Consider the following 23909-nt stretch of genomic DNA (forward strand, 5'->3'; position numbering starts at 1 on the left):
TCAGGCCGTCGGCGCCGACCCGCGCAGGGCGTGCCGCGAGGCGGCCACGCGCTGCAGCAGCTCGGCCTCGTCGGCCTGCGCACCGATCGTGTCGCGGTCGGCGAGCACACGCTGACGCGCGTAGGCGAGCCGCGTCGCGTCGCGGATGAAGGCCTTCATGAGCGGGGCGAGCCCGTGCGACCGCGCCCAGCCCATGGCCGCTCGGCGACCCCCCGGGCTCGCGAGCATCGCGACCTCGTCGGGGTGCAGCCAGCCGACAGCGGAGTACTCGCTCAAGCGCTCGAACGTGATGCGGCGCTCTTGGCGGCGCAGCAGCGTGACGAGCCAGACGGCCACGAGGAACATGGGCACCTGCACGAGCAGGTAGTAGCCGTAGAAGTCGCTGATGAAGAACAGCACGCCGTTCCAGAACGCGTGCAGCAGCACGGCGGGGATGAGGCCGATGATGAAGGCGACGACGCCGCGGAACCAGCCGGGGCGCTGCGCGGCGAATCCGATCGCCGCGCCGATGAAGGCCGTGAACATGACGTGCGCGAACGGCGACATGATGCCGCGGATGAAGAACACCTCGACGGGGGCGCCTCCGGCCGCGAGCTCGCTGCCGAAGTAGAGGATGTTCTCGGTGAAGGCGAAACCGCCCGCAACCCACGCGCTGTAGACGATTCCGTCGACGGGCCCGTCGAAGTGGCGCCGCACGGCGAAGAACAACAGCAGCACGCCGAGCCCCTTGCCGACCTCTTCGACGATGGGCGCCTGAATCGCGGCCCCGAAGAACTCGGCGCCGAACTCGCCGAGCCCGGCCGCGGCGATGACGTTCTGAATCTCGGCGTCGACGATGAGGGCGATGAGCACGCTCACCCCGGCACCCCACAAGAACGCGAAGACGAGCGCACCGCGCGGTTCCGGCTCCCACCGATCGATCCACCGGATGCCCCAGAACACGATCGTCAGCGGCACGAGCGCCATGATGCCGCCGATGATGACGCCCGCGGGGCCGAGTCCCACGAACAGGTAGGCGAGCACGAACAGCATGACGAGGGCGAGCACGATGAAGCCGACGACGGCCGCCACCACGAGGCCGGCGCGCGAGCGGCGGGGCGGCAGCGCGAGCCCGGGCTGCGCGACCTGCGTGGTCTCGAGCCGCACATCGTCAGGCGCCGCGGCGGGGGCCGCGGCCGGGGCGAGGCCGGTCGCCGTGGCGCTGTAGTCGGGGGTGCTGCGCTCGGGCCGGGAATCGCTCGGGTCGGTCATGAGGGCAACTGTAGTGGCGCGGGGCGGGGCGGCGGCAGTGGCCGGCGATGTCCGATTCCCGCTGGTGCCCGCATCCCGCACCTGCAACGCTGGGGTCATGACCGCCCTCGATCACGACCGCTGCTATCGGGCCCTCGCCTCGCGCGACGCCCGCTTCGACGGCCAGTTCATCGCGGGCGTGCACAGCACGGGCATCTACTGCCGGCCGAGCTGCCCCGCCGCGACCCCGCGACCGCGGAACGTGCGCTTCTACGCCACCGCGGCCGCCGCGCACGAGGCCGGGCTGCGCGCCTGCAAGCGATGCCAGCCCGACGCGGTGCCCGGCAACCCCGAGTGGAACCTGCGCGACGACCTCGCGGGGCGCGCGATGCGGCTGATCCTCGACGGCGTCGTCGAGCGCGAGGGCGTGCCGGGCCTCGCCGACCGGCTCGGCTACAGTGCGCGGCACCTCGCCCGCGTGCTCGTCGCCGAGCTCGGAGCCCCGCCGCTCGCCCTCGCGCGGGCGCACCGTTCCGAGACGGCCCGCGCACTGCTCGCCGGCACCGAGCTGCCCGTCTCGCACGTGGCGTTCGCGGCGGGCTTCGCGAGCATCCGCCAGTTCAACGACACCGTGCGCGCGGTGTACGGCCTGACGCCTCTCGAGTTGCGCGCGCTCGCGCGGCGGGGTCGGCACGGTCACGGTGCCCCGGGCGCATCGCCCGCCCCGGCCGCCGCAGCGTCGCTCGCGAGCCCGCCCGTTGCCGACGGCGCCGCGACGACCCCCGTGTCGCTGCGGCTCGCCGCGCGCGAGCCCTTCGACGGTGCGGGCGTGCTGCGGTACATCGCCGATCACGCCGTCGCGGGCGTCGAGCGCATACTGGCCGATGAGGCAGGGGCCCTGGTCGGTGTCGAGCGGTGGATCGACCTTCCGCGCGGTCCCGCGCTCGTGCGGGTCGAGCTCGACGACGAGCGCGCGGGCGTTCGCGTCTCGGCGGCGCTCGCCGCGCTCGGCGATGTGGCCCCGCTGACCGCGCGCATCCGGCGCTGGTTCGACCTCGACGCCGACGCGGCCGCGATCGACGCAGCCCTCGGTGCCGACCCGCTGCTCGGCCCGCTCGTCGCCGCGAACCCCGGGGTGCGCATTCCCGGGTCGGTCGACGCGGCCGAGACCCTGCTGCGCACGATCGTCGGGCAGCAGATCTCGCTGCCCGCGGCGCGCACGGTGCTCGGGCGCCTCGCGGCCGACCTCGACGACGAGAGTGTGCCGGGTCCGCTGCGACGGTTCCCCTCGGCAGCGCTCATCGCTCAGCACGGTGCGAACGTGCTGCGCGGGCCCACGCGGCGGGTGCGCACGATAATCGACACCGCCGAGGCGCTCGCGAGCGGCGAGCTCGTTCTCGACGTCGGGCTGACGACGAGCGAGCTGCGCGAGCGACTGCTGCGGATGCCCGGCATCGGCCCGTGGACCGCCGACTACGTGGCGCTGCGCATGCTGGGGTCACCCGACCTGCTGCTCGACACCGATCTCGTGCTGCTGCGCACCCTGCGCGCGCACGGTGCGGCGTCGACCCCGCGTGAGGCCGCGCTGCTCGGCGTGCGCTGGGCCCCGTGGCGCTCGTACGCGACCCTGCATCTATGGCGCGCGGCGCCGCCGGCGCAGCGCCGCGCGCCCTGAGCGCTCAGTTCTCGGGCGCCACCATCGGCAGCGGGATCGCGCCGGTCGCGGGCACGACGCCGCTCAGCCGCTCGGGCGAGAGCACCTTTGCGATCTCGGCCTCCGTCATGAGCCCGCGCTCGATGACGAGCTGGCGGATGGGCACCTTCGAGGCGAGCGCCTCGTAGGCGAGCGCCGCCGACTCTTGATAGCCGATGTACGGCGTGAGCGCCGTGACGACGCCGACGCTCGCCTCGACCATCTCGTGCAGGCGCTCTTCGTTGGCGGTGATGCCGTCGATGCAGTTGAGGCGCAGCGTGCGGCACGCGTTCGACATCCAGGCGAGCGACTGCATGATGCTCGTGGCGATGACCGGCTCGAAGGCGTTGAGCTGCAGCTGGCCGCCCTCGACCGCGGCGGTGACCGTGGCATCGGCCCCGATGATCGAGAACGCCACCTGGTTGACGACCTCGGGAATAACGGGGTTGACCTTGCCGGGCATGATCGAGCTGCCCGCCTGGCGCGGCGGCAGGTTGATCTCGCCGAAGCCCGCCTGCGGGCCGCTCGAGAGCAGGCGCAGGTCGTTGCAGATCTTCGAGAGCTTGACCGCGGCACGCTTCAACGTGCCCGAGACGGTCATGAAGATGCCCGTGTCGCTCGTGGCCTCGATGAGGTCGGGGGAGGTGACCATCGTGTAGCCCGAAATCTCGCTCAAGTGGCGGCGCACGGCCTCGGCATAGCGCGGGTCGGCGGTGATGCCCGTACCGATCGCCGTGGCGCCCATGTTGATCTCGTTGAGCCACGGGATGATCTCGCTCAGCCGCTCCTGGTCCTCCCCCAGCGTCGTGGCGAAGCCGCGGAACTCCTGCCCGAGGGTCATGGGCACGGCGTCTTGCATCTGCGTGCGGCCCACCTTGAGGATCTGCGCGAACTCGTGGCCCTTCGCCGCGAACGAGTCGATCAGCAAGCGGTGCTCGTCGAGCAGGCTCTTCAGGCTGAACACCATCGCGAGCTTGATGGCGGTCGGGTAGACGTCGTTCGTCGACTGGCTGCGGTTGACGTGGTCGATGGGGTGGAAGTTGGCGTAGTCGCCCTTCTCGTGGCCCATGAGCTCGAGGCAGCGGTTGGCGATGATCTCGTTCGCGCACATGTTCGTGCTCGTGCCCGCGCCGCCCTGCAGCACGCCGAGCACGAACTCGTCGTGCAGCTGCCCGTCGATGATCTCTTGGCAGACCTGGTCGATAAGGTCGGCGCGCACGGCACGCAGCACCCCGATCTCTTTGTTCGCGCGCGCCGCGGCCTGCTTGACCATCGCGAGCGCGATGACGAGGTTCGGGTGGTTCGAGAGCGCGCGGCGCGTGATCGGAAAATTCTCGAGCGCGCGCGCCGTGTGGATGCCCCAGTAGGCGTCGGCGGGGATCGGCATCTCGCCGAGCGAGTCGCGCTCGAGCCGCATCGCGCGCGGAGCATCCGGGTCTTCGTCGAGGCCCGGGCGGTAGATGGGGACTCCGTCGTCACTCGTGGTGAAACTGGGAGCAGGGCCGGTGGTGCGCACCATGATCAGATGCCTCTTCCTTGAGGGGTCGGACAGCGTTGCGGTGGCGCAGCAAGCCTAGCGGCCGGCGCCCAGGTGCAGGCGCGCCGTCACGAGCCGATCGGCAACGGGCGTGTGCGAGATGACGAGCACGGCGCGATCGGGGCTCGCCGCGGCGCCGAGCAGGTGCTCGAGCAGCTGCTCGGCCCGCTCGGGGTCGACGTTCGCCGTCGGCTCGTCGAGCACGAGCACGGGTGCCGCCGTGAGCAGGCCGCGGGCGAGGGCGATGCGCTGGGCCTCGCCGCCGCTGACGAGGCGTCCGCGCTCGCCGACGGGCGCATCCAGCCCCCCGCGCTGCCGGCCCCACTCCCCCAGCCCGACGCGATCGAGCACGGCGAGCAGCTCGGCGTCGGTCGCCGTATCGCGCGCGAAAAGCAGGTTCTGGCGGATGCTCGCATCGAAGAGATGCGGGCTCTGCTCGCACAGCACGACGTGGCGGCGCACCTCGTCGGCGGTCAGCGTGCGCACGTCGACCCCGCCGAGCGAGTACGAGCCCTCGTGGTCGAGAAAGCGCACGAGCACGTGCGCGAGCGTCGACTTGCCGGAGCCGCTCGAGCCCTCGAGCACGAGTCGGTCGCCCGGGGCGAGGTCGAGGTCGATGCCCGCGATCGCCGGCGGCGAGGCGCCGGGCCAGCGTGCGCTGAGGCCGCGGATCCGCAGCGGCAGCGCTGTGACAAGCGGCGGCGCCGGCGGGGTCGGCGGGGTCGGAATCGCGAGCGGCACGGCGTCGGGGATGACGGCGGCGAGGCGGTCGGCGCTCGCGCGCACGCGCCACCACGCCGAGAGGGCCGCGGGCAGGGCTGCCACGACCTCGAGCACGGCGAGCGGCACGAGCACGAGCATGACGAGCTGGGGGCCCGTGAGCTGCCCCGCGACGAGTGCCGGCTCGGTCGCCAGCAGGGTCGCGAGCACGGTGACGCCGCCCGCGAGCGTGAACAGGGCGGCGACGCTGCCCGCTGCGGCCGACTGCCGCGACTGCGCGCGCCGCAACTGCCCATCGAGCGCGAGCACACGGGATCGGAGCGCGGCATCGGCGCTGAAGGCCCGCAGCGTCTCCCACCGGGTGACGTACTCGAGCACGGCATCGGCGAGAGCCGCACGCAGGGGGGCGATGCGCTGGTCGGCATCGCGGCTGAGGCCGCTCATGATGAGCACTGCCGCCGCGGTCGCGGCGACGACGCCGGCGAGCAGCACGAGCGCCGCGGCCGGCGAGACCCACGCGACGCCGACGACAGCGAGCCCCGCCACGGTGAGCGCGGTGACGATCGGCTGCAGCACGCGCAGCGGCAGGTCTTGCAGGGCGTCGACGTCGCGCACGAGCGCCGTGAGCAGGTCGCCCCGGCGCACCCCGTGCAGGCCGTCGGGCGCGAGGGGCAGCAGGCGACGGAACACGCTCACCCGCAGCGTGCTGAGGGCGCGGAACGCGGCGTCGTGCGCGACGAGGCGCTCGAGGTAGCGGAAGGCGGCGCGCCCCAGCGCGAACGCACGCACCCCCACGATCGCAAAACCGAGGAACAGGATGGGGGGCTGCTCGGCAGAGCGCGCGATGAGCCACGCGCTCGTCGAGAGCAGCGCGACGGCCGAGCCGCTCGCGAGCACGCCGAGGGCGAGCGCGGGCGCGAAGGCCCGCAGCGGGGGCAGCGATGCGCGCAGCACCGCGCGCCGGGTGCCGCTCACGAGGCAGCCCCCGCGTGCGCCGGCGCGATGGCGAGCACGCTGTCGGCGGCGGCCATGACGGCCCGGCGATGCGTGACGACGATGACGAGTCGACCCGTCGCGGCGAGCGCGCGCAGCCCTGCGATGATGCGCTGCTCGCTCACCGCGTCGAGCGCCGACGTCGGCTCGTCGACGAGCACCACGCGGCAGTCGCGCTCGAGGGCACGGTAGTGCGCTCGCGCGAGGGCGACGCGCTGGGCCTGGCCGCCCGAGAGTCCCTCGCCCGCCGCGCCGAGCACCGTGCCGCGCGGCACGTCGTCGGCCGCCGCCCAGCGCAGCGACGCCGTGACCCGCTCGGGGTCGATCGCGAGCGCGCCGAGCGCGACGACCTCGTCGAGCGGGCCGCTCGTCAGCTCGGGCCGCTGCCCGGCCCACGCCAGTCGCGCGATGCGGGCGGCGGGCGGCACCGGCGATCCGTCGAGCTCGACCACGCCCTCGTGCTCGACGAGGCCCAGCAGCGCACCGAGCAACGAGCTCTTGCCCGCGCCGCTCGGGCCGGTGACGGCGAGCACGGTGCCGGGCATCCACTCGCCCGTCAGTCGGTCGACGACGACGCGATCGCCGCGCCGCACCGTCAGCTCGCGCACCGCGAGTGCGGGCGCCCGAGAGGGTGCGGGATCGCGCGGGGGGTGGCTCAGGATGGAGGGCGGCGCCGCGAGCGTGCGAGGTGCGGAGGCGGAGGGGGCACCCTCGATCAGCGCGAGCACGTCATCAGCCGCCGCGATGCCCTCGCTCGCCGCGTGGAATTGTGCGCCGACCTGCCGCAGCGGCAGGTATGCCTCGGGCACGAGCACGAGCACGAAGAGGCCCAGGGCGAGCGCGATCTCGCCGTCGATGAGGCGGATGCCGATCGACACCGCGACGAGTGCGACCGAGAGGCTCGCCGCGAGCTCGAGCGCGAACCCCGAGAGGAACGAGAGCCGCAGCACCCGCATCGTGCGCCGCCGGTACTCCTCCGTGACGGCGGCGATGCGGTCGACCTGCCGGTGCTGGCGGCCGAAGACCATGAGCGTCGAGAGGCCCTGCACGACCTCGAGGAACCCCTGCGCGAGCGCGCCGAGCTGCTGCCACTGGCGGCGCTGCACGGCCTGTGTCGAGAGCCCGATGAGCACCATGAACAGCGGGATGATCGGCAGCGTCAGGATCACCGTGATGCCCGTGGCGACGTCGGCGAGCAGCAGCACGCCGACGATGATCGGGGTGGCGACCGCGGTGAGCACGAGCTGCGGCAGGTACCGCCCGATGTAGCCGTCGAGAGCGTCGAGTCCCTGGCCCAGCAGGGTCGCGACGCGCGCCGACGAGGTGCCACCGAGCAGCGCAGAGCCGCCGGCGTCGAGAGCGTCGATGACCCGCGCGCGCAACTGGCTCTTCACGCGTGCGGCGCCCTGCACGGCGAGCGCGTCGAGCAGCGCCTGCGTGAGGGCGCGCGCCACGATGCTCACGGCCGTCGCGATGATCGGCTCGCCCAGCTGCGCGACCGGCACGCCGTCGATCACGCTCGCGATCGACTGCGCCGCGAACCAGCAGAACGCGACGATGCTCGCGGTGTGCACGACCGCGACGACCGAGCCGGCCGCCAGCAGGATGCGGGCGGCCGACGCGGTGCGCAGCAGGCGCGGATCGAGCGGTTTCAGTGCGCGGCCACGGGGATCGACGCGCGCGTGACCCGCTTGCGGAACACCCAGTACGTGAACCCCTGGTACGCGAGCACGAGCGGCATCATGACGACGGCGACCCACGTCATGACCTGCAGCGTGTAGTCCGAGCTCGACGCGTTCTCGATCGTCAGGCTGAACGCCGGGTGGGTCGTCGAGGGCATGACGTTCGGGTAGAGGGCGGCCAGGATGCTCGCGACGGCGAGCGCGATCGTCGCGGCCATGAGGCCGAAGGCGGCCTTCTCGGCCCCCGCCCGGTTGGCGACCCACGAGCCGATGAGCGCCACGGCGGCCGCAGCGGCGAGCCCGACGAGCACCGGCAGGTGAGCGATGTCGAGGTGCTGCAGCACCGTCCAGACCAGGAAGGCCGCGGCGGCGACGATGGTGATGATGCCCGAGCGCACGGCGAGCGCGCGCGCCCTCAGCCGCAGGTCGCCGTCGCTCTTGAGGGCGAGGAACTGCACGCCGTGCGTGAAGAACAGCATGAGCGTCGTGAGCCCGCCGAGCAGTCCGTAGGGGTTGAGCAGGTCGAAGAGCGTGCCCGTGTAGGTGCCCGACTCGTCGATCGCGACGCCCTGCACAATGTTCGCGAAGGCGACGCCCCACAGCAGGGCGGGCACGGCCGAGCCGACCACGATCATCCCGTCGAACCAGCGCTTCCAGCGGTCAGACCGTCCTAGGCGGCGGTACTCGAACGAGACGCCGCGCGCGATGAGGGCGACGAGGATGAGCAGCAGGGCGAGGTAGAAGCCGTCGAAGAGCGTGGCGTACCAGTAGGGGAAGGCCGCGAACAGCGAGGCGCCGGCCACGATGAGCCAGGTCTCATTGAGATCCCAGACCGGGCCGATCGTGTTGATCATGACGCGGCGGTCGGTGTCGTCCTTGCCGAGGAAGGGCAGGGCCATGCCAACGCCGAAGTCGAAGCCGTCGAGCACGAAGTAGCCGATGAACAGGAATCCGACGATTCCGAACCAGAGGTATGCGAGGTCCATGATGCGTGTCTCTCCGGATTCTTAGTAGACGGTCGCGAGCTTGGCAGGGTCGACGCTGGCGGTGCCGCCGTCGCCGTCGGCACCGTCGCTGTACTTCGCCCAGTCCTTCGGGCCGTCGATGGCGGCGCGCTTGATGAGGCCGAATTCGACGACGGCGAGCGCGCCGTAGACGACCGTGAAGGCGATGAGCGAGATGAGCACCTCGAGGCCGCTGACCCCGGGCGAGACGCCGTCTTCGGTGCGCATGAGGCCGAAGACGATCCACGGCTGCCGGCCCATCTCGGTGAAGATCCAGCCGACGAGGCTCGCGACGAGCGGAACGGGGGCCGACCAGATCGCTACCTTCCAGACCCAGGTCTTCTCGGGCAGGCGACCTCCGCGGGTCAGCCAGAGACCGACCACCGAGATGAGGGCGGCGAGCGCGCCGAGCCCGATCATCCAGCGGAAGCTCCAGTAGGTGATCCAGATGATCGGCGTGTAGTCGCCGGGGCCGAACTCGCTCTGGTACTGGGCCTGCAGGTCGTTGATGCCCTCGACGGTGCCGCCGAAGTCGTGCGTCGAGAGGAACGAGAGCACGTACGGAATGCGGATCGAGAACAGCTCGCTCGAGCCATCGGGCGTGCCCCACGTGAAGATCGAGAAGGAAGCGCCCGCCGTGGTCTCGTAGAGTGCCTCAGCCGCGGCCATCTTCATGGGCTGGGTGGCCACCATGACGAGGCCCAGCTGGTCGCCCGAGAGGGCGACGCCGACAAAGGCGACGATGTTGACGATGAGGCCGAACCGCAGCGCCGTGCGCATCTCGTCGAGGTACTGGTTCTTCGAGAGGTGGTAGGCCGCGACCGCGACCACGACGACGGCCGCGAACATGAGCGAGGCGAAGATCGTGTGCGGAAACTGGGCGAGCGCGACGGGGTTGGTGAGCACCGCGCCGATGTCGGTGAGCTCAGCCCGGCCCAGCTCGTCGTTGATCTCGAATCCAACGGGGTTCTGCATGAAGGCGTTCGCGGCGAGGATGAAGTAGGCCGAGAGCGTCGTCGAGAGCGCGAGCATCCAGATGACGGCCAGGTGCAGCTTCTGCGGCAGCTTGTCCCAGCCGAAGATCCAGAGGCCGATCATGCTCGCCTCGAGGAAGAACGCGAGCAGGCCCTCCATGGCCAGCGGCGCGCCGAAGACGTCGCCGACGAAGCGCGAGTAGTCGCTCCAGTTCATGCCGAACTGAAACTCCTGCACGATGCCCGTGACGACGCCCATGGCGAAGTTGATGAGAAAGATCTTGCCGAACAGGCGCGTGAGGTGCAGGTACTTGAGCTTCGCGGTGCGCACCCAGGCGGTCTGGAACATCGCGACGAGCACGACCATGCCGATCGTGAGCGGCACGAAGAGGAAGTGGTACAGGGTCGTGAGACCGAACTGCCACCGGGCCAGAAGAAGGGGATCGAGCCATTCGACCACGAGCGGGTCACCTGCCTTGCGAGAGGGGATGGAGGGGGGACGCGGCGACGCTGCCGGTTCGAGCCTAGGAATCCCGCACCCGCGGCACAGGGGCCGAAGGTCCTGAATCGGAGCGCCCCCAGCCCCGGTCGATACGCTCGACGCGTGAACGAGCTGCTCGACGCGATCCTCGACCTGGTGCAGGGCGTCGACCCGGTGCTGCGCACGGCGCTCGCGGGGCTGTTCATCATGCTCGAGACCACCATCCTGCTCGGTCTCATCGTGCCGGGCGACACGGTCGTGCTCGTCGCGAGCACCGCCGTCGACTCGCCCGCCGAGTACTGGGCGCTCACGATGACGGTCATCATCGGCGCGCTCGCGGGCGCCTCGCTCGGCTTCGCGATCGGGCGGTTCTTCGGGCCGCGTCTGCGGGCGTCCCGCCTCGGTCGGCGCATTGGCGAGAAGAACTGGCGCCGCGCCGAGAACTTTCTCGACCACCGCGGCGGCATCGCCGTATTCATCTCGCGCTTCGTGCCCGTGCTGCACTCGCTCACGCCGCTCGTCGTGGGAATGAGCACGCTGCGCTACCGCACGTTCATGCTGTGGCTCACGCCCGCGTGCATCCTGTGGGCCTTCGCCTACGTCACGGTCGGCTCGGCCGCGGCCGAGGGCTACCGCAGCATCGCCGAGCAGCTCGACTACGCGGCATTCATCTTCGTCGGCGTCATCGCGGGGTTCTGGCTGCTCGTCTTCGCCGTCAAGAAGCTGCTCGACCGATACGTGGGGCGCTTCGCCGACCATCCGGGCGACGGCGACGCCGCGACCCGCGACGATTGAGCGTCGCGCCTCGAGAACGCGGACGGGGCGGGCGCCGATCGGCGCCCCCCCCCCCAGGCCAAATGGTGCGGCGGGGTGGTAGCCGCGGGCCCCCGTCGCGGGCCGCCCCCGGGGCGCGATCTCGGCGAAGCCCAGCTGGTCGACAGTGCTCTGCACGTTGAGGGCGACGAGGCCCTCGGGCGTGAGGGCGGCGCTGACCTCGTTGATGATGTCGACCGCCTCCTGGGGCAGATCGGCCGAGGCGATCGGCACGACGTTCGAGGCCAGGAACAGGCCCTCGGGGTCGGCGAGCGTCACGAGGCCGTTCTGTCCGATGCGCGGGTCGGCGCTGTACACATTGGCGACGTTCACGAGGCCCTCGATGAGCGACTCGACCGTCGTGTCGCCCGTGGCCTCGAACGCGACCGTCACGCCGTAGACCGACTCGAGGCCGGAGGGGCCGTAGGGGCGCTCTTCGAGCTCGGGCGCACCGCCCAGCACGAGGCCCTCGACGCCCGCGAGGTCGGCGATCGATGCGAGGCCGTTCGCCTCGGCGAACTCGGCCGTCACGTTGTAGCTGTCTTGATCGGTCGCGGGCGACTGGTCGAGAGCCTGCAGGCCCTCGGGCACCACGGTGAGCAGCTCGGCGTAGACCTCGTCGGCCTGCGTCGCGGTGGTGTCGGGGTTCCAGAACTGCAGCAGGTTGCCCGTGTACTCGGGGAACAGGTCGACCTCGCCGGCCTCGAGGGCCGGAATGTAGGCGTCGCGCTGCCCGATCTGGTAGTTGCGCTCGACGGTGAAGCCGCCCTCTTCGAGGGCCTGCGCGTAGAGCTCGGCGATGATCTCGTTCGAGTAGTAGGCCTGCGAGCCGATGACGATCGTCTCGGCAGGGGCGTCCGTATCCGGCTCGGGCGCCAGCGGGTCGCCCGATGCACACCCTGCCAGGGCCAATGATGCCCCGACCACGGCCGCCGTCATGGCGAACCGGCCCTTGTTCCTTGCTGTGAACATCAGTTCTTCTCTTTTCTTCAGGTGGTGGCGGAAGCTTCCGCCGTCGCGCGACGCCCGGTTGGCGTCGTGCGAACATCTGTTGCGCGGCCCGCGCGCACGCCGCGCGGTACCGCGTAGCGCTCGAGCACCGCGAACAGCGCATCGAGCAGCAGGGCGAGCACGATGATGAGGATCGCGCTGCCGAGCATCTGGTCGAACCGCCGCAGCGCGATGCCCTGCACGATGTCGAAACCGAGCCCGCCGAGACCGATGTACGAGATCAGCACCGCGGTCGCCACGACCTGCAGCACGCCGCTGCGCAGGCCGCCGAAGAGCAGCGGCAGCCCGAGCGGCACTTCGACCTTCCACACGATCTGCCACTCGGTCATGCCCATCGCCCGGGCGGCGTCGATGACGCGGCGATCGATGACCTCGAAGCCCGCATAGGCGCCCGCGAGGATCGGCGGGATCGCGAGCAGCATGAGCACGACGACGGCGGCGGGCTCGCGCTGCGTGACGCCCGCGACCATGACGAACAAGAAGATGAGACCGAACGAGGGCAGGGCGCGCGCCGCACCCGTCAGCCCCACAACGAGCTCCTTGCCCCGACCGGTGTGCCCGATCCACCAGCCGAGCGGCACGGCGACGAGCACGGCGACGAGCACGGCGACCGCCGTGTAGGCGAGGTGCTCGGCGATGCGTTGCGGGATCGATCCCGCACCCTGCCAGTTGACGGGGTCGGCGATCCACGCGAAGGCGTCGAGAAAGAGGTTCACGGCACCCGCCCCTGCTGCACTCCGCGACCGACAGCGAGCACGGGCGTCTCGATCTGCTGGGCGTTCTCGGCGGCGCGACGCGCCGAGGGTCGGTCGCTGCGCATCCAGGGCATGAGCACGCGGCCGAGCAGCACGAGGAGGCGGTCGAAGAGCAGCGCGATGAGCACGGTCATGACGACGCCCGTGAGAACTGAGGCGAGAATGCCCCGCTGGTAGCCGTTCGTGAACAGGTAGCCGAGGCTCTGCACGCCGACGACGATGCCGACCGTCAGCAGGCTCACCGTGCTGACCGCGACGACGCGCAGCCCGGCGAGCAGCACGGGGCCCGCGAGCGGAAAGTCGACCGTCCAGAAGCGGCTCCACGACGAGTAGCCCACGGCCGTGGCCGCTTGACGAATGTCGGGGTCGACGCTCGCGAGCGCATCCGCCACCGACCGCGCCATGATCGCGACGGCGTAGATCGTGAGCGCGATCAGCACGTTCGCCTCGCTGAGAAACCCGATACCGAGTAGCGGCGGCAGGATGACGAAGAGCGCGAGCGAAGGGATCGTGTAGAGCAGGCCGACGAGCGTGAGGATGAGCCCGCGCGTCAGTCGATAGCGGTACGCCAGCCAGCCGAGCGGGATCGCGATGACGAACCCCAGCACGATCGGCAGGATGCTCAGCCTGATGTGCTCGAGCGTGAGCTCGAGGATCAGGTCGAGGTTGTTGAGAACCCAGGTCACGCCGGGCCCGCCTCCACGAGCCGGCCGGCCAGATTGCCGTCGCCGTCGACGAGCACCCGGGCGCCGTCGATGGTCTGGATGCTGAGCGCGCGCTTGCCGCGATCAGCGCCGATGAAGCTCGCGACGAAGTCGCTCGCGGGGTTGGCGAGAATCTCGGCGGGCGTGCCCTTCTGCGCGATGCGGCCGCCCTTCTCGAGAATGACGACCTGATCGCCGAGCAGGAAGGCCTCGTCGATGTCGTGCGTGACGAAGACGACGGTCTTGTCGAGCTCGCGCTGCAGGCGCAGCAGCTCTTGCTGCAGGTCGGCGCGCACGATGGGGTCGACGGCGCCGAAGGGCTCGTCCATGAGCAAGATGTTCGGGTCGACGGCGAGTCCGCGCGCCACCCCGACGCGCTGCTGCTGGCCGCCCGAGAGCTGCGCGGGGTACCGCTCGGCCATGTCGCGGTCGAGCCCGACGGTGTCCATGAGCTCGAGCGCGCGCGCGTGCGCCTGCTTCTTGGGAACGCCGTTGAGGCGCGGCACCGTGGCGATGTTGTCGATGACCCGGCGGTGCGGCAGCAACCCCGAGTTCTGCATGACGTAGCCGATGCGGCGTCGCAGCTGCACGGGCTCGATACCCGTGACGTTCTCGCCGTCGATCTCGAGCTCGCCACTCGTCGCGTCGACCATGCGGTTGATCATGCGCAGCAGGGTCGTCTTGCCCGAGCCGCTCGAACCCACGAGCACAGTCGTCTGCCGGCTCGGCATGACGAGGCTGAAGTCGTCGACGGCGAGTGTGCCGTCGTCGAAGCGCTTGGAGATGGAGCGGAATTCGATCACGATGCTCTCTTCTCGTCGCCGTCGTGCTGAGCGCGCGCCCAGCGCTCACTCAGTCAAACAGCATTCGCCGTCGAGAGTCGTGCGGTTTGCCCAGATTCTGGGCAGTTCTCCAGAAGGGGCCGGTCGGCCGCTCGTCAGAGCCGGTCGGCGAGCACGGCGCGCACCGCGCGCTCGGCCTCGGCGAGCAGCGACGTGTCGCCCGGCGTGCTGCGCGCGAAGGCCCGCGCCACGAGCGCGTCGGCGATCTCGACAGCGGTGCCCACGGCCCGGCGCACCTCGGCGCTATCGGTCACGCCGTAGCCCGCCACGAGCGCGTCGGTCACGACGTCGGCGACCGCGCTGTTGGCGGTCGACTCCGTCATCGGCGGCAGCAGATCGAGCACGTCGCCGACGCGCACCGAGCGGTAGCCCGGCTCGGTGCGGAACAGGTCGGCGGTGATCGAGAGCACCGCGAGCACGGCATCCGTCGCCGAGGCGTGGCGACCGGGGCTCAATTCGCTCGCGATGCGCCCGAGCAGGCGCTCGGAGTTGCGGGCGGCCAGGCTCTGCAGCACGGCGATGCGGTCGGGGAAGTAGCGGTAGACGGTGCCGATCGACGCGCCGGCGCGCTCGGCGACCATGGCGGTCGTGAGCCGCTCGTAGCCGATCTCGTCGATCACGGCGGCGGCCGAGTCGAGCAACGTGGCCAAACGGGCCGTGCTGCGCGCCTGAACCGGCTCGTTGCGGATGGGAGCGGCGCTGCTCAGCAATGAGGTGCTGGACTCGGTGATGTTCACAATCGACCCTTTCGACGCCGCCAGCGTACTCCTCGAGGTGAGCGAATCCCGCTTTGACGCGATGTTTATTATGGCTGGACATTCGGGATGCGAACCCCCGCAGGAGCGGACCGTTCTGTACACCTTGGCTCCACGATCAGGGCCTGCGGCGCCCGCTCGACCCCGGCGCGGCGCCCCACATCTGACAGACTGGGCCCGTGCCGGCCGAGAGTGACGCTCCCCCTCCGGCCTCGCGCTCCCCCTGGGTTCGGCGAGCGGTGGCGCTCGAAGACCGCTTTCACCGCATGCGCGAGCGCAACGGTCGACGGCGCGGACTGCAGCCCGTCGTCATCCCCTACAGCGGCTACGGGGGCCCGGGCTGGATCCGGGTGCTCTGCCGCGTCGTGCTCACGCGCACCGATGCGCGGCGGGCGACCCCCGCGAGCATCCGGGGCTGGCGCAGCTTCGTGAGCATTCCCGTCGCCGACAGCGTCGTGACCGTGACGATCGACGGCCGCGAGTTCACGATGCAGGCCGATCGCGGGGGCGTGGTCGACGCCGATGCCACGATCGACCTCGAGCCCGGGGTGCGCACGATCACCCTGCAGGTCGAGGGCTCTGAGCCCGTCACCGCGCGCATCTTCGTCGTCGATCCGGATGCCCGGCTCGGCATCGTCAGCGACATCGACGACACGGTCATGGTCACGGCGTTGCCCCGCCCCTTCCTCGCCGCGTGGAACACCTTCGTGCTCGACGAGCACGCACGGCGGCCCGTGCCCGGTATGGCCGTGCTGCTCGAGCGGCTGACGCGCGAGCACGAGGGAGCACCGGTCATCTACCTCTCGACGGGGGCGTGGAACGTAGCTCCCACGCTCGACCGCTTCATGAGCCGCCACCTCTATCCGGCCGGCACGATGCTGCTCACCGACTGGGGGCCGACCCATGACCGGCTGTTCCGCAGCGGGCGCGAGCACAAGCGCGCGAGCCTCGCGCGGCTCGCGCGCGAGTTCCCGGCGATCCGCTGGGTGCTCATCGGCGACGACGGCCAGCACGACGAGGCCATCTATCGCGAGTTCGCGGCCGAGCATCCCGACAACGTCGCGGGGGTCGCGATCCGCCAGCTCTCGACGCCCGAGGCCGTGCTCGCCGGAGGGCGCAGCCATCTCGACGACGACGACCGACCGCGCGACGGGATCCCCTGGGTCTGGGCTCCGGACGGCGCCGGGCTCGCCGAGCAGCTCATCGACGTCGGGCTGCTGAGCCCCGTCGATGACGGCGAGGCCGGGCCGCGGGGCTGACCCCCTCACCGCACCGGCCCACGCGAAGCAACGGCGTGCGACATTCGAACACCTGTTCGATAGACTGCGACCGTTCCATCGAGCGGATGCGCAGGAGGTCGAGCATGCCCCGCCGCCTCTCGCGCCGCGCCGGCCCCGAGCATCCCGTGCTCTTCGTCGACGCCGACGACATCCCGATGCCGCGCACCCCTCCCCGACCGCGCGCCGCCGAAGCGCTCGCGCCCTTCCGCGCGCTGCTCGCGGCGGCGGAGACCGCCCGCCTCAGCGACCTCGACGACCGCCGCATCGGCAGCACCGTGCTCGTCGGCGGCGAGCGGCGGGCGGCGGAGGCGCTGCTCGGTGGCGACGCGCTGCTTGACGACGGCACCGCGGTGCTGCCGATCGTGATCCCCGCGCGGGCGTCGCGCGGGCTGCGCTCGGCCCTCACGGCGCGGTTCGTGCTCATCTCGGGCGCCGTGCGGGCGGTCGAGGGGGCTCTCGTGATCGAACCGGTCGAGTGCGCCGATCTGCGCGAGCTCGCCCGCGACTGGCGCGGCAGGGCGTGAGAGTGTTCTCATCTGCACTTTCCGCCAGCATCCGCCGCCGATAATGGGGGAATGTCGCGAACGCCGCTCCCCCGGTTCTCGGTGCGATCGCGCATCCTCGCGGTCATCCTCATCGTGACGGCGCTCGGCATGTCGGTCTCGGGCTTCACGGCCTACCTCGTGCAGCGCGATCGCGTGCTCGAGGGGCTCGACACCGACCTGCTCGCCTCGGTCGAAGCCGCGCGCGGCATCGTCACAGGAACCTCGACTGCGGCGGCCGACGAGACCACTCCCGAGGCGGCGGCCGTGCCGACGACGGCGGTCGACGCGCTGAGCGATATCTTGCAGCGGCTCGTGCCCGGGCGCCACGAGAGCAGCGTGGGCATCATCGACGGCGAGGTGCGCTGGCTGCCCTTCGTCGAGACGGCCTTCGACCTCACCGACGATCCGGCGTTCATCGAGCGCGCGTGGCAAGAGGCCTCGGGCGGACAGGTGACGCTCGGAACGGCCATCACGAGCGTCGGCACGCTGCGCTACGTGAGCGCCCCCGTCATCATCGAGGGCGACGAGCAGATCGGCGTGTTCGTGACGGCGGTGGATGCCCAACGCGCGGTCGACGAGGTCGGTGGCGCCTTCCTCACCTACGCGGGGCTCGCCCTCGCCTCGCTCGCCGCGATCGGGGTCATCGGCTGGTTCGTGGCCGGTCGCCTGCTCGCCCCGATCCGCGTGCTCGCCGAGACCGCGTCGCGCATCACGGCGGCAGATGTCAGCGAACGCATTCCCGTCAACGGGCGCGACGACGTCTCGGCGCTCACCGAGACCGTGAACGCCATGCTCGACCGCATCGACGAGGCCCTGACGAGTCAACGGCAGCTGCTCGACGACGTGCGGCACGAGCTCAAGACCCCCATCACGATCGTGCGCGGGCATCTCGAACTGCTCGACGAGAGCAAGCCCGATGACGTGCGCACCGTGCGCGATATCGCGATCGACGAGCTCGATCGCATGGCCGAGCTCGTCAACGACATCGACGCGCTCGCGCGCGTCGAGCGCAGCGACGCGGTGGCCGAGCCCACCGACGTCGCCGACTTCACGGCCCTCGTCTTCAGCAAGATGCAGGCGATCCCGGGGCACGACTGGCAGCTCGTCGAGGCGGCCGATGTGGTGGCACCGCTCTCGCCCTCGCGCATCACCCAGGCCTGGGTGCAGCTGGCCGACAACGCCGCGAAGTACTCGCCCGAGGGCACCGCGATCCGCGTCGGCAGCACCTCGTACGCGGGCACAGTCGAGTTCTGGGTGGCCGACAGCGGCCCGGGCATTCCGGCCGGGGCCGAGAAGCGCATCTTCGAGCGCTTCGGCCGCGCCGATACGGGCCGCGGCATTGCGGGCTCGGGCCTCGGACTGCCCATTGTCGCCGCGATCGCACGCGCTCATGGCGGCTACGTGAGCCTCGACAGCTCGCCAGCAGGCTCGCGGTTCGGCATCGTCGTTCCCACGGTCGAGCGCGGTGCGGCTCCGCCCCCACCCGCGGCCGGCTTCATCGAGCCCGACACCGCCGATCCGACGAGGAGCCCCGCATGAGCAGCATCTTGATCGTCGAGGACGAGAAGCGCATCTCGTCGTTCGTCGAGAAGGGTCTCGCGGCCGCCGGGTACACCCCGACGGTCGTCGAGAACGGCCTGGATGCGCTCGACTACCTGGCGACGGGGTCGTTCGACCTCGTGCTGCTCGACGTGGGCCTGCCCGGCATCGACGGATTCGAGGTGCTCGCCCGAGTGCGGGCGCGCGGCCAGTCGGTTCCGATCATCATGCTCACCGCGCGCACGAGCCTCGACGACACGGTCGCGGGCCTCGACGGCGGTGCCAACGACTACCTGCCGAAGCCCTTCAAGTTCGACGAGCTCGTGGCCCGCATCCGGTTGCGATTGCGCGAATCGGGCCAGCAGACGGTGGTCGAGACGGTGCTGCGGCACGGTGAGGTCTCGCTCGACCTCAAGACCCGTCGGGTCTCGGTGGGCGATCGGTCGATGGACCTCTCGGCGCGCGAGTTCGCGCTCGCCGAGCAGTTCTTGCGGCACCCCGACCAGGTGCTCTCGCGCGAGCAGTTGCTGAGCCGTGTGTGGGGGTTCGACTTCGACCCGGGCTCGAATGTCGTCGACGTTTACGTCCGCTACCTGCGCGCCAAGATCGGCGCCGAGCGCATCGAGACCGTGCGCGGGATGGGCTACCGACTGGTCTAAGCGCCGACGTAGCGGTCAGTCGTCGTCATCATCGTCGTCGACATCGGGCGAATCCGGCGAGTCGACGGAGTCGCCCGAGGGAGCCGCCGGGCGCGGGGCGACGGGCTGCGGGGCCGGGGCGGGAGCCCGCTCGACCGTGGGCGACGACGCGGGGGCCGAAGCGGGTGCCGAGCTCGAGGCCGGCGCCGGCGAGCTCGTGGCGATCGGGAAGGTCACGTCGTCGCTGCCGATCGTGCCCTTGCCGTCGAGTGCCGCCGTCGTGATCGGCGGAACCTCGGCGCTCGTGGTCGTATCGACGAGCGGCATGGCGCTCGCGACGCCGATCGCGCTCGTCGCGAGCATGCCCACGCCGAGAACCGACGCGGCCGAGACGGTGACCCAGTGCGGGGCAGCAGCCATGGCGGTTCCTCCTTCGTCGGGTCGGGTGGCGCGCGAGGGCGATACATCGATTCTCGCGGGCGCGCATGAGAAAAGCGACGGCCCTCGATGAGAGAACTCTCATCGAGGGCCGCCGCGCGGGCTGTGGCCGAGGCCTCAGCCGATCAGTCGACCGAGTCGACGCTCGCGGGCGAGTCGACCGAGGCCGGGCTCGCGGGCGACGCCGGGCTGGCGGGCGACGCGGGGCTCGGCGGGGTGTCGACCGAGGCCGGGCTCGCGGGCGACGCCGGGCTCGCGGGCGAGACCGGGCTGTCGACCGAGACCGGCGAGACGGCGGTGTTCGCCGAGACGGGCGAGGTGGGCGACGAGGTCGACGCGGGCGACATGATGCTGTCGCTCTCGACGCGGAAGTCGAGGTCGTCCGAGGTCGTGCTGTCGTCGGTCGTGGTCGAGATGCCGGGCACCGAGAGGCCAGTGGCGTTCTCGATGAGGGGAATCGCGTTGGCGACGCTCGCGGCGCCTCCCGCGATGACGCCCAGGCTCAGGGCCGAGGCGGCGCCGACGGCGATCCAGTTCTTGCTGTCCATGATGATCCTCCCTTGCGGGCCGGTCGGCTCGCTGTTGATGTGACCACTCTCGTGAGCGGCCATGAGATCACCAGGAGGAGGTGGTGAGAGGCCTCTCATCCGCATTGACGACGCGGTGGGCCCGCTCGATGAGCTCAGTGGCGCCGGCCGAGCCGGCCGCCGAGCGCGACAGGGCGTGGCCGAGCAGCTGCGTCGCCGCGATCGCGTGGGCGCGGTCGACGAAGCCCGTCTCGGCCGAGTGGAACCAGCGGCGGCGCCAGCCATCGGCGAGCACCGACGAGCGCCGGGCCCGCACGGTGGCCCGGGTGCCGCCGTCGTGCACGACCGTGGCGATGAGGTGGGCGTAGAGCGCAGCGGCGTCGTCGGCGGGGTCGCCCCAGCCCGAGGTGTCGATATCAAGCAGTCCGGTGACGCGCGTGGGCGCGGACGGATCGACGAGCAGTTGCGCGAGGTGCAGGTCGCCGTGCACGGTGCGCGAGGGCGGCGGCGCGCCCCCCGCGCGAAAACGCTGCGAGATCGTGCGGGCCGTGCGCTCGATGAGGCCGTCGTGGGCCGGCAGCTGCTCGATGAGGCGCTCCTCGTACCAATCGACTCGGCGCACGAGCGAGGCGCGCGCGGTCGAGGTCGAGGGCACACGGGCGATCGTGTTGACGATGGCCTCGATCTCGTCGAGCAGGGCATCCGGCGCCGAAATGCGATCGAGAACGGCGATGAGTTCTGAGCCGTCGAGCGCCTCGAGAGCGACGAGGCCCTCTTCGCTCCAGCCGAGAACCGCCGGCACGGGGATGCCCGCCTCGCGCCACAGCGTGTGGCGGGCCTGCAGCGGCTCGGCGGCGGGAGGCCGCACGACTTTCAAGAAGTAGGCGGTGCTCGCCGTGTCGACGCGCACGACGGCGCGCTTGCCCGGGCGGTAGGCCGCCAGGCTCACGCGCAGGCTGTCGACGGGCAGCCCGAGGCGCGCGAGCACGACGCCCGCGGCCTCGGCGTAGACCGCCGTGCGCAGCGCGGGCAGCGCGGGGTCGGCCGGGTACACCCACACATCGACGCGCTCGCCCGTCGTCGGGTTGCTGAGCGCGAGCACCCCGGGGCGCGTCGCCTCGGGGGGCGAGGTCTCGACGAAGACCGTGTGGTCGCCGGTCGTACCGCTCGAGTCGCGCAGCGTCACGCGGTAGCCGTGCGTGAACCCGTTGCCGGTCGGCTCGACCTGCAGCGCGTGCGCCTCGACGAGCGCCGAGTCGAGCGAGGCGGCAACGGCATCGAGCACATCGCGGTGGAGAAGACGATCACTCGAATCAGGCACGGCTCTATTCTCGTGGCTCTCGTGGGATGCGGGCGCCGCCGGTCGGCGCGTCGCCGGGCCGACCCGCCCCCGGTTCAGGACTTTCGACCCCCGCCGTGACCCCCGATCGGGGGCCGAGACACGCTCAGGAACGGTTGCCAGAGGCGCGACGGCAGGCGTACCCTGAAAGGCGCCGCTCCCCCAGCGGCCACTACCCGAATACGGTCCGTCACCCGCGGATCCGCGTTCCTCGATACCCGACGGGAACGGTGAGAACCATGATCGCGCTTGTGATCACTGCAGCAACCCTGATGCTCGTGGGCGCCATTGTCATCAGCCTCGAGCGGCACCGCCGACTGACCCCGCTGACCGCCATCATCACCGGGCTCGGCACGCTCGCCATCGTGCTCGGAACCATCACCGCCACGGTAGCGACGATCGACCCCGCGACGGCCGAGGTCGTGCCGCGCGGCATCACGATCAACCAGCTGCCCGAGCGCGTCACCGACGTCGAGCTTCCGACGCTCTAGAACGTGGGTCGCACAGCCCCGGTCGGGGCCGTGCGGGGCGACTCGCCCCAGCACTTGGGGCCGCAGTCGACGTAGGGCCCGATCTCGCCGCTCGCTTCGCGCCGCACGCCCAGCACACGGCGCAGCGAGGCCGTGATGTTCTCTTCGACGAGCCGTCCGTCACCGACGGCGCGCTCGAGCGAATCGAGCAGATCACTGAGGTCGACTCCGACGCTTGCGGGGTCGGCCGGGAGCACGAAGAGCACGATGTCGTTGCCGGCGGCGAGCGCACGGATAGCGTTCCGTCGCGGATTCGCGTACTCGGCCACGCCCGACCGCTGCAGCATGAGCAGGTCGTCTGTGACGATGATGCCCTCGAAACCCAGCTCGTCACGCAGGATCGTGATCCACGTGGGCGACAACGAGGCGGGCATCGGGCTGATGCGGTCGAACTGCAGGTGGCCCATCATGACGAGGGGCGCGCCGGCCTCGATTCCCGCGCGGAACGGCACCGCGTGCGTTGCGCGCCAGGCCTCGATGCTGATCGACGATCGCGGGATGCTGATGTGCGAGTCGTCGGGGCTCGCGCCGTGACCGGGGAAGTGCTTGAGCGTCGAGAGCACGGTGCCGAGCTCGCCCCGTACGGCAGCAGCGACCCGATCGGCGGCCGCCGACGGCGACTCGCCGAGCGTGCGACTGCGAATGAACGACGAGCTGTCGGGTGTCACGTCGGCCACGATGCCGAAGTTGATGAGCACCCCAGCCTCGGCGACCAGTGCCGAACGGGTGCGGAACGCCTGCTCGGTCGCCGAGGCGGGCAGGCCGCGCAGCTCACGAGCCGCGGCCGCGTCGTCGTCGCGCAAGCGGCGCACGACACCGCCCTCTTGATCGATCGCCGTGAGCACGGGCAGGCCCGCCTCGGTGCTGAGCGCGCCCGTGAGGGCCGCGACCGAGCGCGCTGGTCCGCCGACGTTGTCGCCCATGATGATGACCCCGCCCAGGTCGTGACGATCAAGCACCGCCCGGATGCGCGCCGGATCGGTACCAGGAACGTGCACCATGACTAGAGCGGCGAGCTTCTCGCGCAGCGTCATCGCAGCGATGCGCTGCTGCAGGTAGACCTCGGTGACATCGAGCGGGTCGGGGAAGCCGACGAGGCGGCCGGGCGGCGGTTGGAGAGGGGCGGGCTCGGCCGCGCAGCCGGTCATGATGATCGTGGCGGCGAGAGCGAGAGCAGTGACGCGCCCGAATCGGGTCGGACCGCGTCGTCGCATACGCCGATGGTAGCCGCCCGCCCATCGCCCGCGCCTACGATGGGCGCATGGTGCGGGGGCTGCGGGCGATCGTGAGCGCGGCGCACGCCGGGCCCACCGTCGTCGTGACGCTCGTGACCGTGCTGCTCGCGGCGCTGAGCGGGCTCGACGCGGCGCGCGTCGCCCTGGTCGGGGCGATGATGCTCGCCAACCAGCTGTCGATCGGATGGTCGAACGACGCGATCGATGCGGCTCGCGACCGCGACGCGGCTCGCGCTGACAAACCCGTGGTGCGGGGCGAGGTCGCCGCGCGCACGCTCATGACGCTCGCTCTCATCGCCGCGACCATCGCCGTGCTCGTCTCGCTCGCGCTGGGACCGTGGCTCGCGTTCGCCCACCTTGTGGCGATCGGCGCGGGCTGGGCGTACAACGCGGGGCTCAAGCGCACCCTGCTCGCGAGCGCCTGCTACATCGTGGCCTTCGGCCTGCTGCCTCTGCTCGTCACGCTCGCGCGCGCCGAGCCCCGCCCCGCGGCGTGGTGGGCGATCGCGATGGGCGCGCTGCTGGGGCTCGCGGCGCACTTCGCGAACGTGCTGCCCGACCTCGACGCCGACCGACGGCACGGCATTCGGGCGCTGCCGCATCGCCTCGGGGCCCGCCGCGCCGGCGCCGTGGCGCTCGTGGCC

General features: G+C 71.3%; 22 protein-coding genes and 1 pseudogene. 8 read left to right on the top strand and 15 right to left on the bottom strand.

All coding sequences use genetic code 11. From position 1 onward, the window contains the following. Positions 1-1251 (bottom strand): PrsW family intramembrane metalloprotease, encoded by a 1251-nt coding sequence (locus ACK4HH_RS07640; RefSeq protein ID WP_409650372.1) that lies wholly within the window; start codon positions 1249-1251, stop codon positions 1-3. A 97-nt stretch (positions 1252-1348) separates the two neighbouring features. Here ACK4HH_RS07640 and ACK4HH_RS07645 point away from each other — a divergent pair, with 97 nt between their 5' ends. After that, a complete protein-coding gene (locus tag ACK4HH_RS07645; protein ID WP_409650374.1) occupies positions 1349-2905 on the top strand; it encodes a DNA-3-methyladenine glycosylase 2 family protein in 1557 nt (518 codons plus the stop codon). 4 nt (positions 2906-2909) lie between these two features. On the opposite strand, the gene ACK4HH_RS07650 is transcribed toward ACK4HH_RS07645, so the two are convergent. The 5 genes from ACK4HH_RS07650 to ACK4HH_RS07670 form a co-directional block, all read right to left on the bottom strand. Continuing rightward, positions 2910-4340 (bottom strand): aspartate ammonia-lyase, encoded by a 1431-nt coding sequence (locus ACK4HH_RS07650; RefSeq protein WP_409650410.1) that lies wholly within the window; start codon positions 4338-4340, stop codon positions 2910-2912. 156 nt (positions 4341-4496) lie between these two features. Next, entirely contained in the window at positions 4497-6155 is a 1659-nt protein-coding gene (gene cydC / locus ACK4HH_RS07655) for a thiol reductant ABC exporter subunit CydC (RefSeq protein WP_409650376.1), read from the bottom strand. Then, the gene (cydD, locus tag ACK4HH_RS07660; RefSeq protein ID WP_409650412.1) at positions 6152-7879 is read right to left on the bottom strand and encodes a thiol reductant ABC exporter subunit CydD; all 1728 of its coding nucleotides are present in this window, start codon (positions 7877-7879) and stop codon (positions 6152-6154) included. The genes cydC and cydD overlap by 4 nt, the downstream gene beginning before the upstream one ends. Beyond that, positions 7825-8841, bottom strand: a complete 1017-nt coding sequence (gene cydB, locus ACK4HH_RS07665; protein ID WP_409650378.1) for a cytochrome d ubiquinol oxidase subunit II — start codon at positions 8839-8841, stop codon at positions 7825-7827. The genes cydD and cydB overlap by 55 nt, the downstream gene beginning before the upstream one ends. 21 nt (positions 8842-8862) lie before the next feature. After that, complete coding sequence (locus tag ACK4HH_RS07670; RefSeq protein ID WP_409650414.1) at positions 8863-10293, bottom strand: cytochrome ubiquinol oxidase subunit I; 1431 nt, start codon at positions 10291-10293, stop codon at positions 8863-8865. A 144-nt stretch (positions 10294-10437) separates the two neighbouring features. Here ACK4HH_RS07670 and ACK4HH_RS07675 point away from each other — a divergent pair, with 144 nt between their 5' ends. After that, positions 10438-11109 carry a DedA family protein gene (locus ACK4HH_RS07675; protein ID WP_409650416.1) on the top strand — a complete coding sequence of 224 codons (672 nt, stop codon included), beginning with the start codon at positions 10438-10440 and terminating at the stop codon, positions 11107-11109. A gap of 192 nt (positions 11110-11301) precedes the next feature. On the opposite strand, the pseudogene ACK4HH_RS07680 reads toward ACK4HH_RS07675, so the two are convergent. The 5 genes and pseudogenes from ACK4HH_RS07680 to ACK4HH_RS07700 all read right to left on the bottom strand — a co-directional run. Then, positions 11302-12099 (bottom strand): annotated as a pseudogene (locus ACK4HH_RS07680) (ABC transporter substrate-binding protein); the annotation flags it as partial. 17 nt (positions 12100-12116) lie between these two features. Next, positions 12117-12854 carry an ABC transporter permease gene (locus ACK4HH_RS07685; RefSeq protein ID WP_409650380.1) on the bottom strand — a complete coding sequence of 246 codons (738 nt, stop codon included), beginning with the start codon at positions 12852-12854 and terminating at the stop codon, positions 12117-12119. Continuing rightward, positions 12851-13579: an ABC transporter permease gene (locus ACK4HH_RS07690; RefSeq protein ID WP_409650382.1), complete on the bottom strand. Its 729-nt coding sequence runs from the start codon at positions 13577-13579 to the stop codon at positions 12851-12853. The genes ACK4HH_RS07685 and ACK4HH_RS07690 overlap by 4 nt, the downstream gene beginning before the upstream one ends. Next, positions 13576-14400: an ABC transporter ATP-binding protein gene (locus tag ACK4HH_RS07695; RefSeq protein WP_409650384.1), complete on the bottom strand. Its 825-nt coding sequence runs from the start codon at positions 14398-14400 to the stop codon at positions 13576-13578. Before ACK4HH_RS07695 ends, ACK4HH_RS07690 begins: the two co-directional genes overlap by 4 nt. Before the next feature lie 134 nt (positions 14401-14534). Beyond that, entirely contained in the window at positions 14535-15176 is a 642-nt protein-coding gene (locus ACK4HH_RS07700; RefSeq protein WP_409650386.1) for a TetR family transcriptional regulator, read from the bottom strand. 197 nt (positions 15177-15373) lie between these two features. Between ACK4HH_RS07700 and ACK4HH_RS07705 the strand changes: the two genes are divergently transcribed. From ACK4HH_RS07705 to ACK4HH_RS07720, 4 genes are all read left to right on the top strand, one after another. Beyond that, positions 15374-16453, top strand: a complete 1080-nt coding sequence (locus tag ACK4HH_RS07705) for an App1 family protein (protein ID WP_409650388.1) — start codon at positions 15374-15376, stop codon at positions 16451-16453. A gap of 104 nt (positions 16454-16557) precedes the next feature. Further along, positions 16558-16998, top strand: a complete 441-nt coding sequence (locus ACK4HH_RS07710; RefSeq protein ID WP_409650390.1) for a hypothetical protein — start codon at positions 16558-16560, stop codon at positions 16996-16998. Between the two features lie 51 nt (positions 16999-17049). Beyond that, on the top strand, positions 17050-18558 hold the full coding sequence (locus ACK4HH_RS07715; RefSeq protein ID WP_409650392.1) for a sensor histidine kinase: 1509 nt from the start codon (positions 17050-17052) through the stop codon (positions 18556-18558). Further along, positions 18555-19217, top strand: a complete 663-nt coding sequence (locus tag ACK4HH_RS07720; protein WP_409650394.1) for a response regulator transcription factor — start codon at positions 18555-18557, stop codon at positions 19215-19217. The genes ACK4HH_RS07715 and ACK4HH_RS07720 overlap by 4 nt, the downstream gene beginning before the upstream one ends. Positions 19218-19232: 15 nt before the next feature. On the opposite strand, the gene ACK4HH_RS07725 is transcribed toward ACK4HH_RS07720, so the two are convergent. The 3 genes from ACK4HH_RS07725 to ACK4HH_RS07735 all read right to left on the bottom strand — a co-directional run bounded on the left by ACK4HH_RS07725 (position 19233) and on the right by ACK4HH_RS07735 (position 21482). After that, positions 19233-19616 carry a hypothetical protein gene (locus ACK4HH_RS07725; RefSeq protein ID WP_409650396.1) on the bottom strand — a complete coding sequence of 128 codons (384 nt, stop codon included), beginning with the start codon at positions 19614-19616 and terminating at the stop codon, positions 19233-19235. A 143-nt stretch (positions 19617-19759) separates the two neighbouring features. Beyond that, positions 19760-20182 (bottom strand): hypothetical protein, encoded by a 423-nt coding sequence (locus tag ACK4HH_RS07730; RefSeq protein WP_409650398.1) that lies wholly within the window; start codon positions 20180-20182, stop codon positions 19760-19762. A 67-nt stretch (positions 20183-20249) separates the two neighbouring features. Then, positions 20250-21482, bottom strand: coding sequence for a phosphotransferase family protein (locus ACK4HH_RS07735; RefSeq protein WP_409650400.1), 1233 nt, complete (start codon positions 21480-21482; stop codon positions 20250-20252). Positions 21483-21739: 257 nt separating this feature from the next. On the opposite strand from ACK4HH_RS07735, the gene ACK4HH_RS07740 reads away from it, so the two are divergent. After that, positions 21740-21991 carry a hypothetical protein gene (locus ACK4HH_RS07740; RefSeq protein WP_409650402.1) on the top strand — a complete coding sequence of 84 codons (252 nt, stop codon included), beginning with the start codon at positions 21740-21742 and terminating at the stop codon, positions 21989-21991. Here the strand turns inward: ACK4HH_RS07740 and ACK4HH_RS07745 are convergent. Continuing rightward, positions 21988-23244 carry a glycoside hydrolase family 3 N-terminal domain-containing protein gene (locus tag ACK4HH_RS07745; RefSeq protein ID WP_409650404.1) on the bottom strand — a complete coding sequence of 419 codons (1257 nt, stop codon included), beginning with the start codon at positions 23242-23244 and terminating at the stop codon, positions 21988-21990. The two genes, ACK4HH_RS07740 and ACK4HH_RS07745, sit on opposite strands and share 4 nt — an antisense overlap. A 47-nt stretch (positions 23245-23291) precedes the next feature. On the opposite strand from ACK4HH_RS07745, the gene ACK4HH_RS07750 reads away from it, so the two are divergent. Further along, a partial coding sequence (locus ACK4HH_RS07750; protein ID WP_409650406.1) for a UbiA family prenyltransferase occupies positions 23292-23909 on the top strand: 618 nt, incomplete at its 3' end.

This window comes from Microcella sp., assembly GCF_046296455.1.
Taxonomy (GTDB): domain Bacteria; phylum Actinomycetota; class Actinomycetes; order Actinomycetales; family Microbacteriaceae; genus Microcella.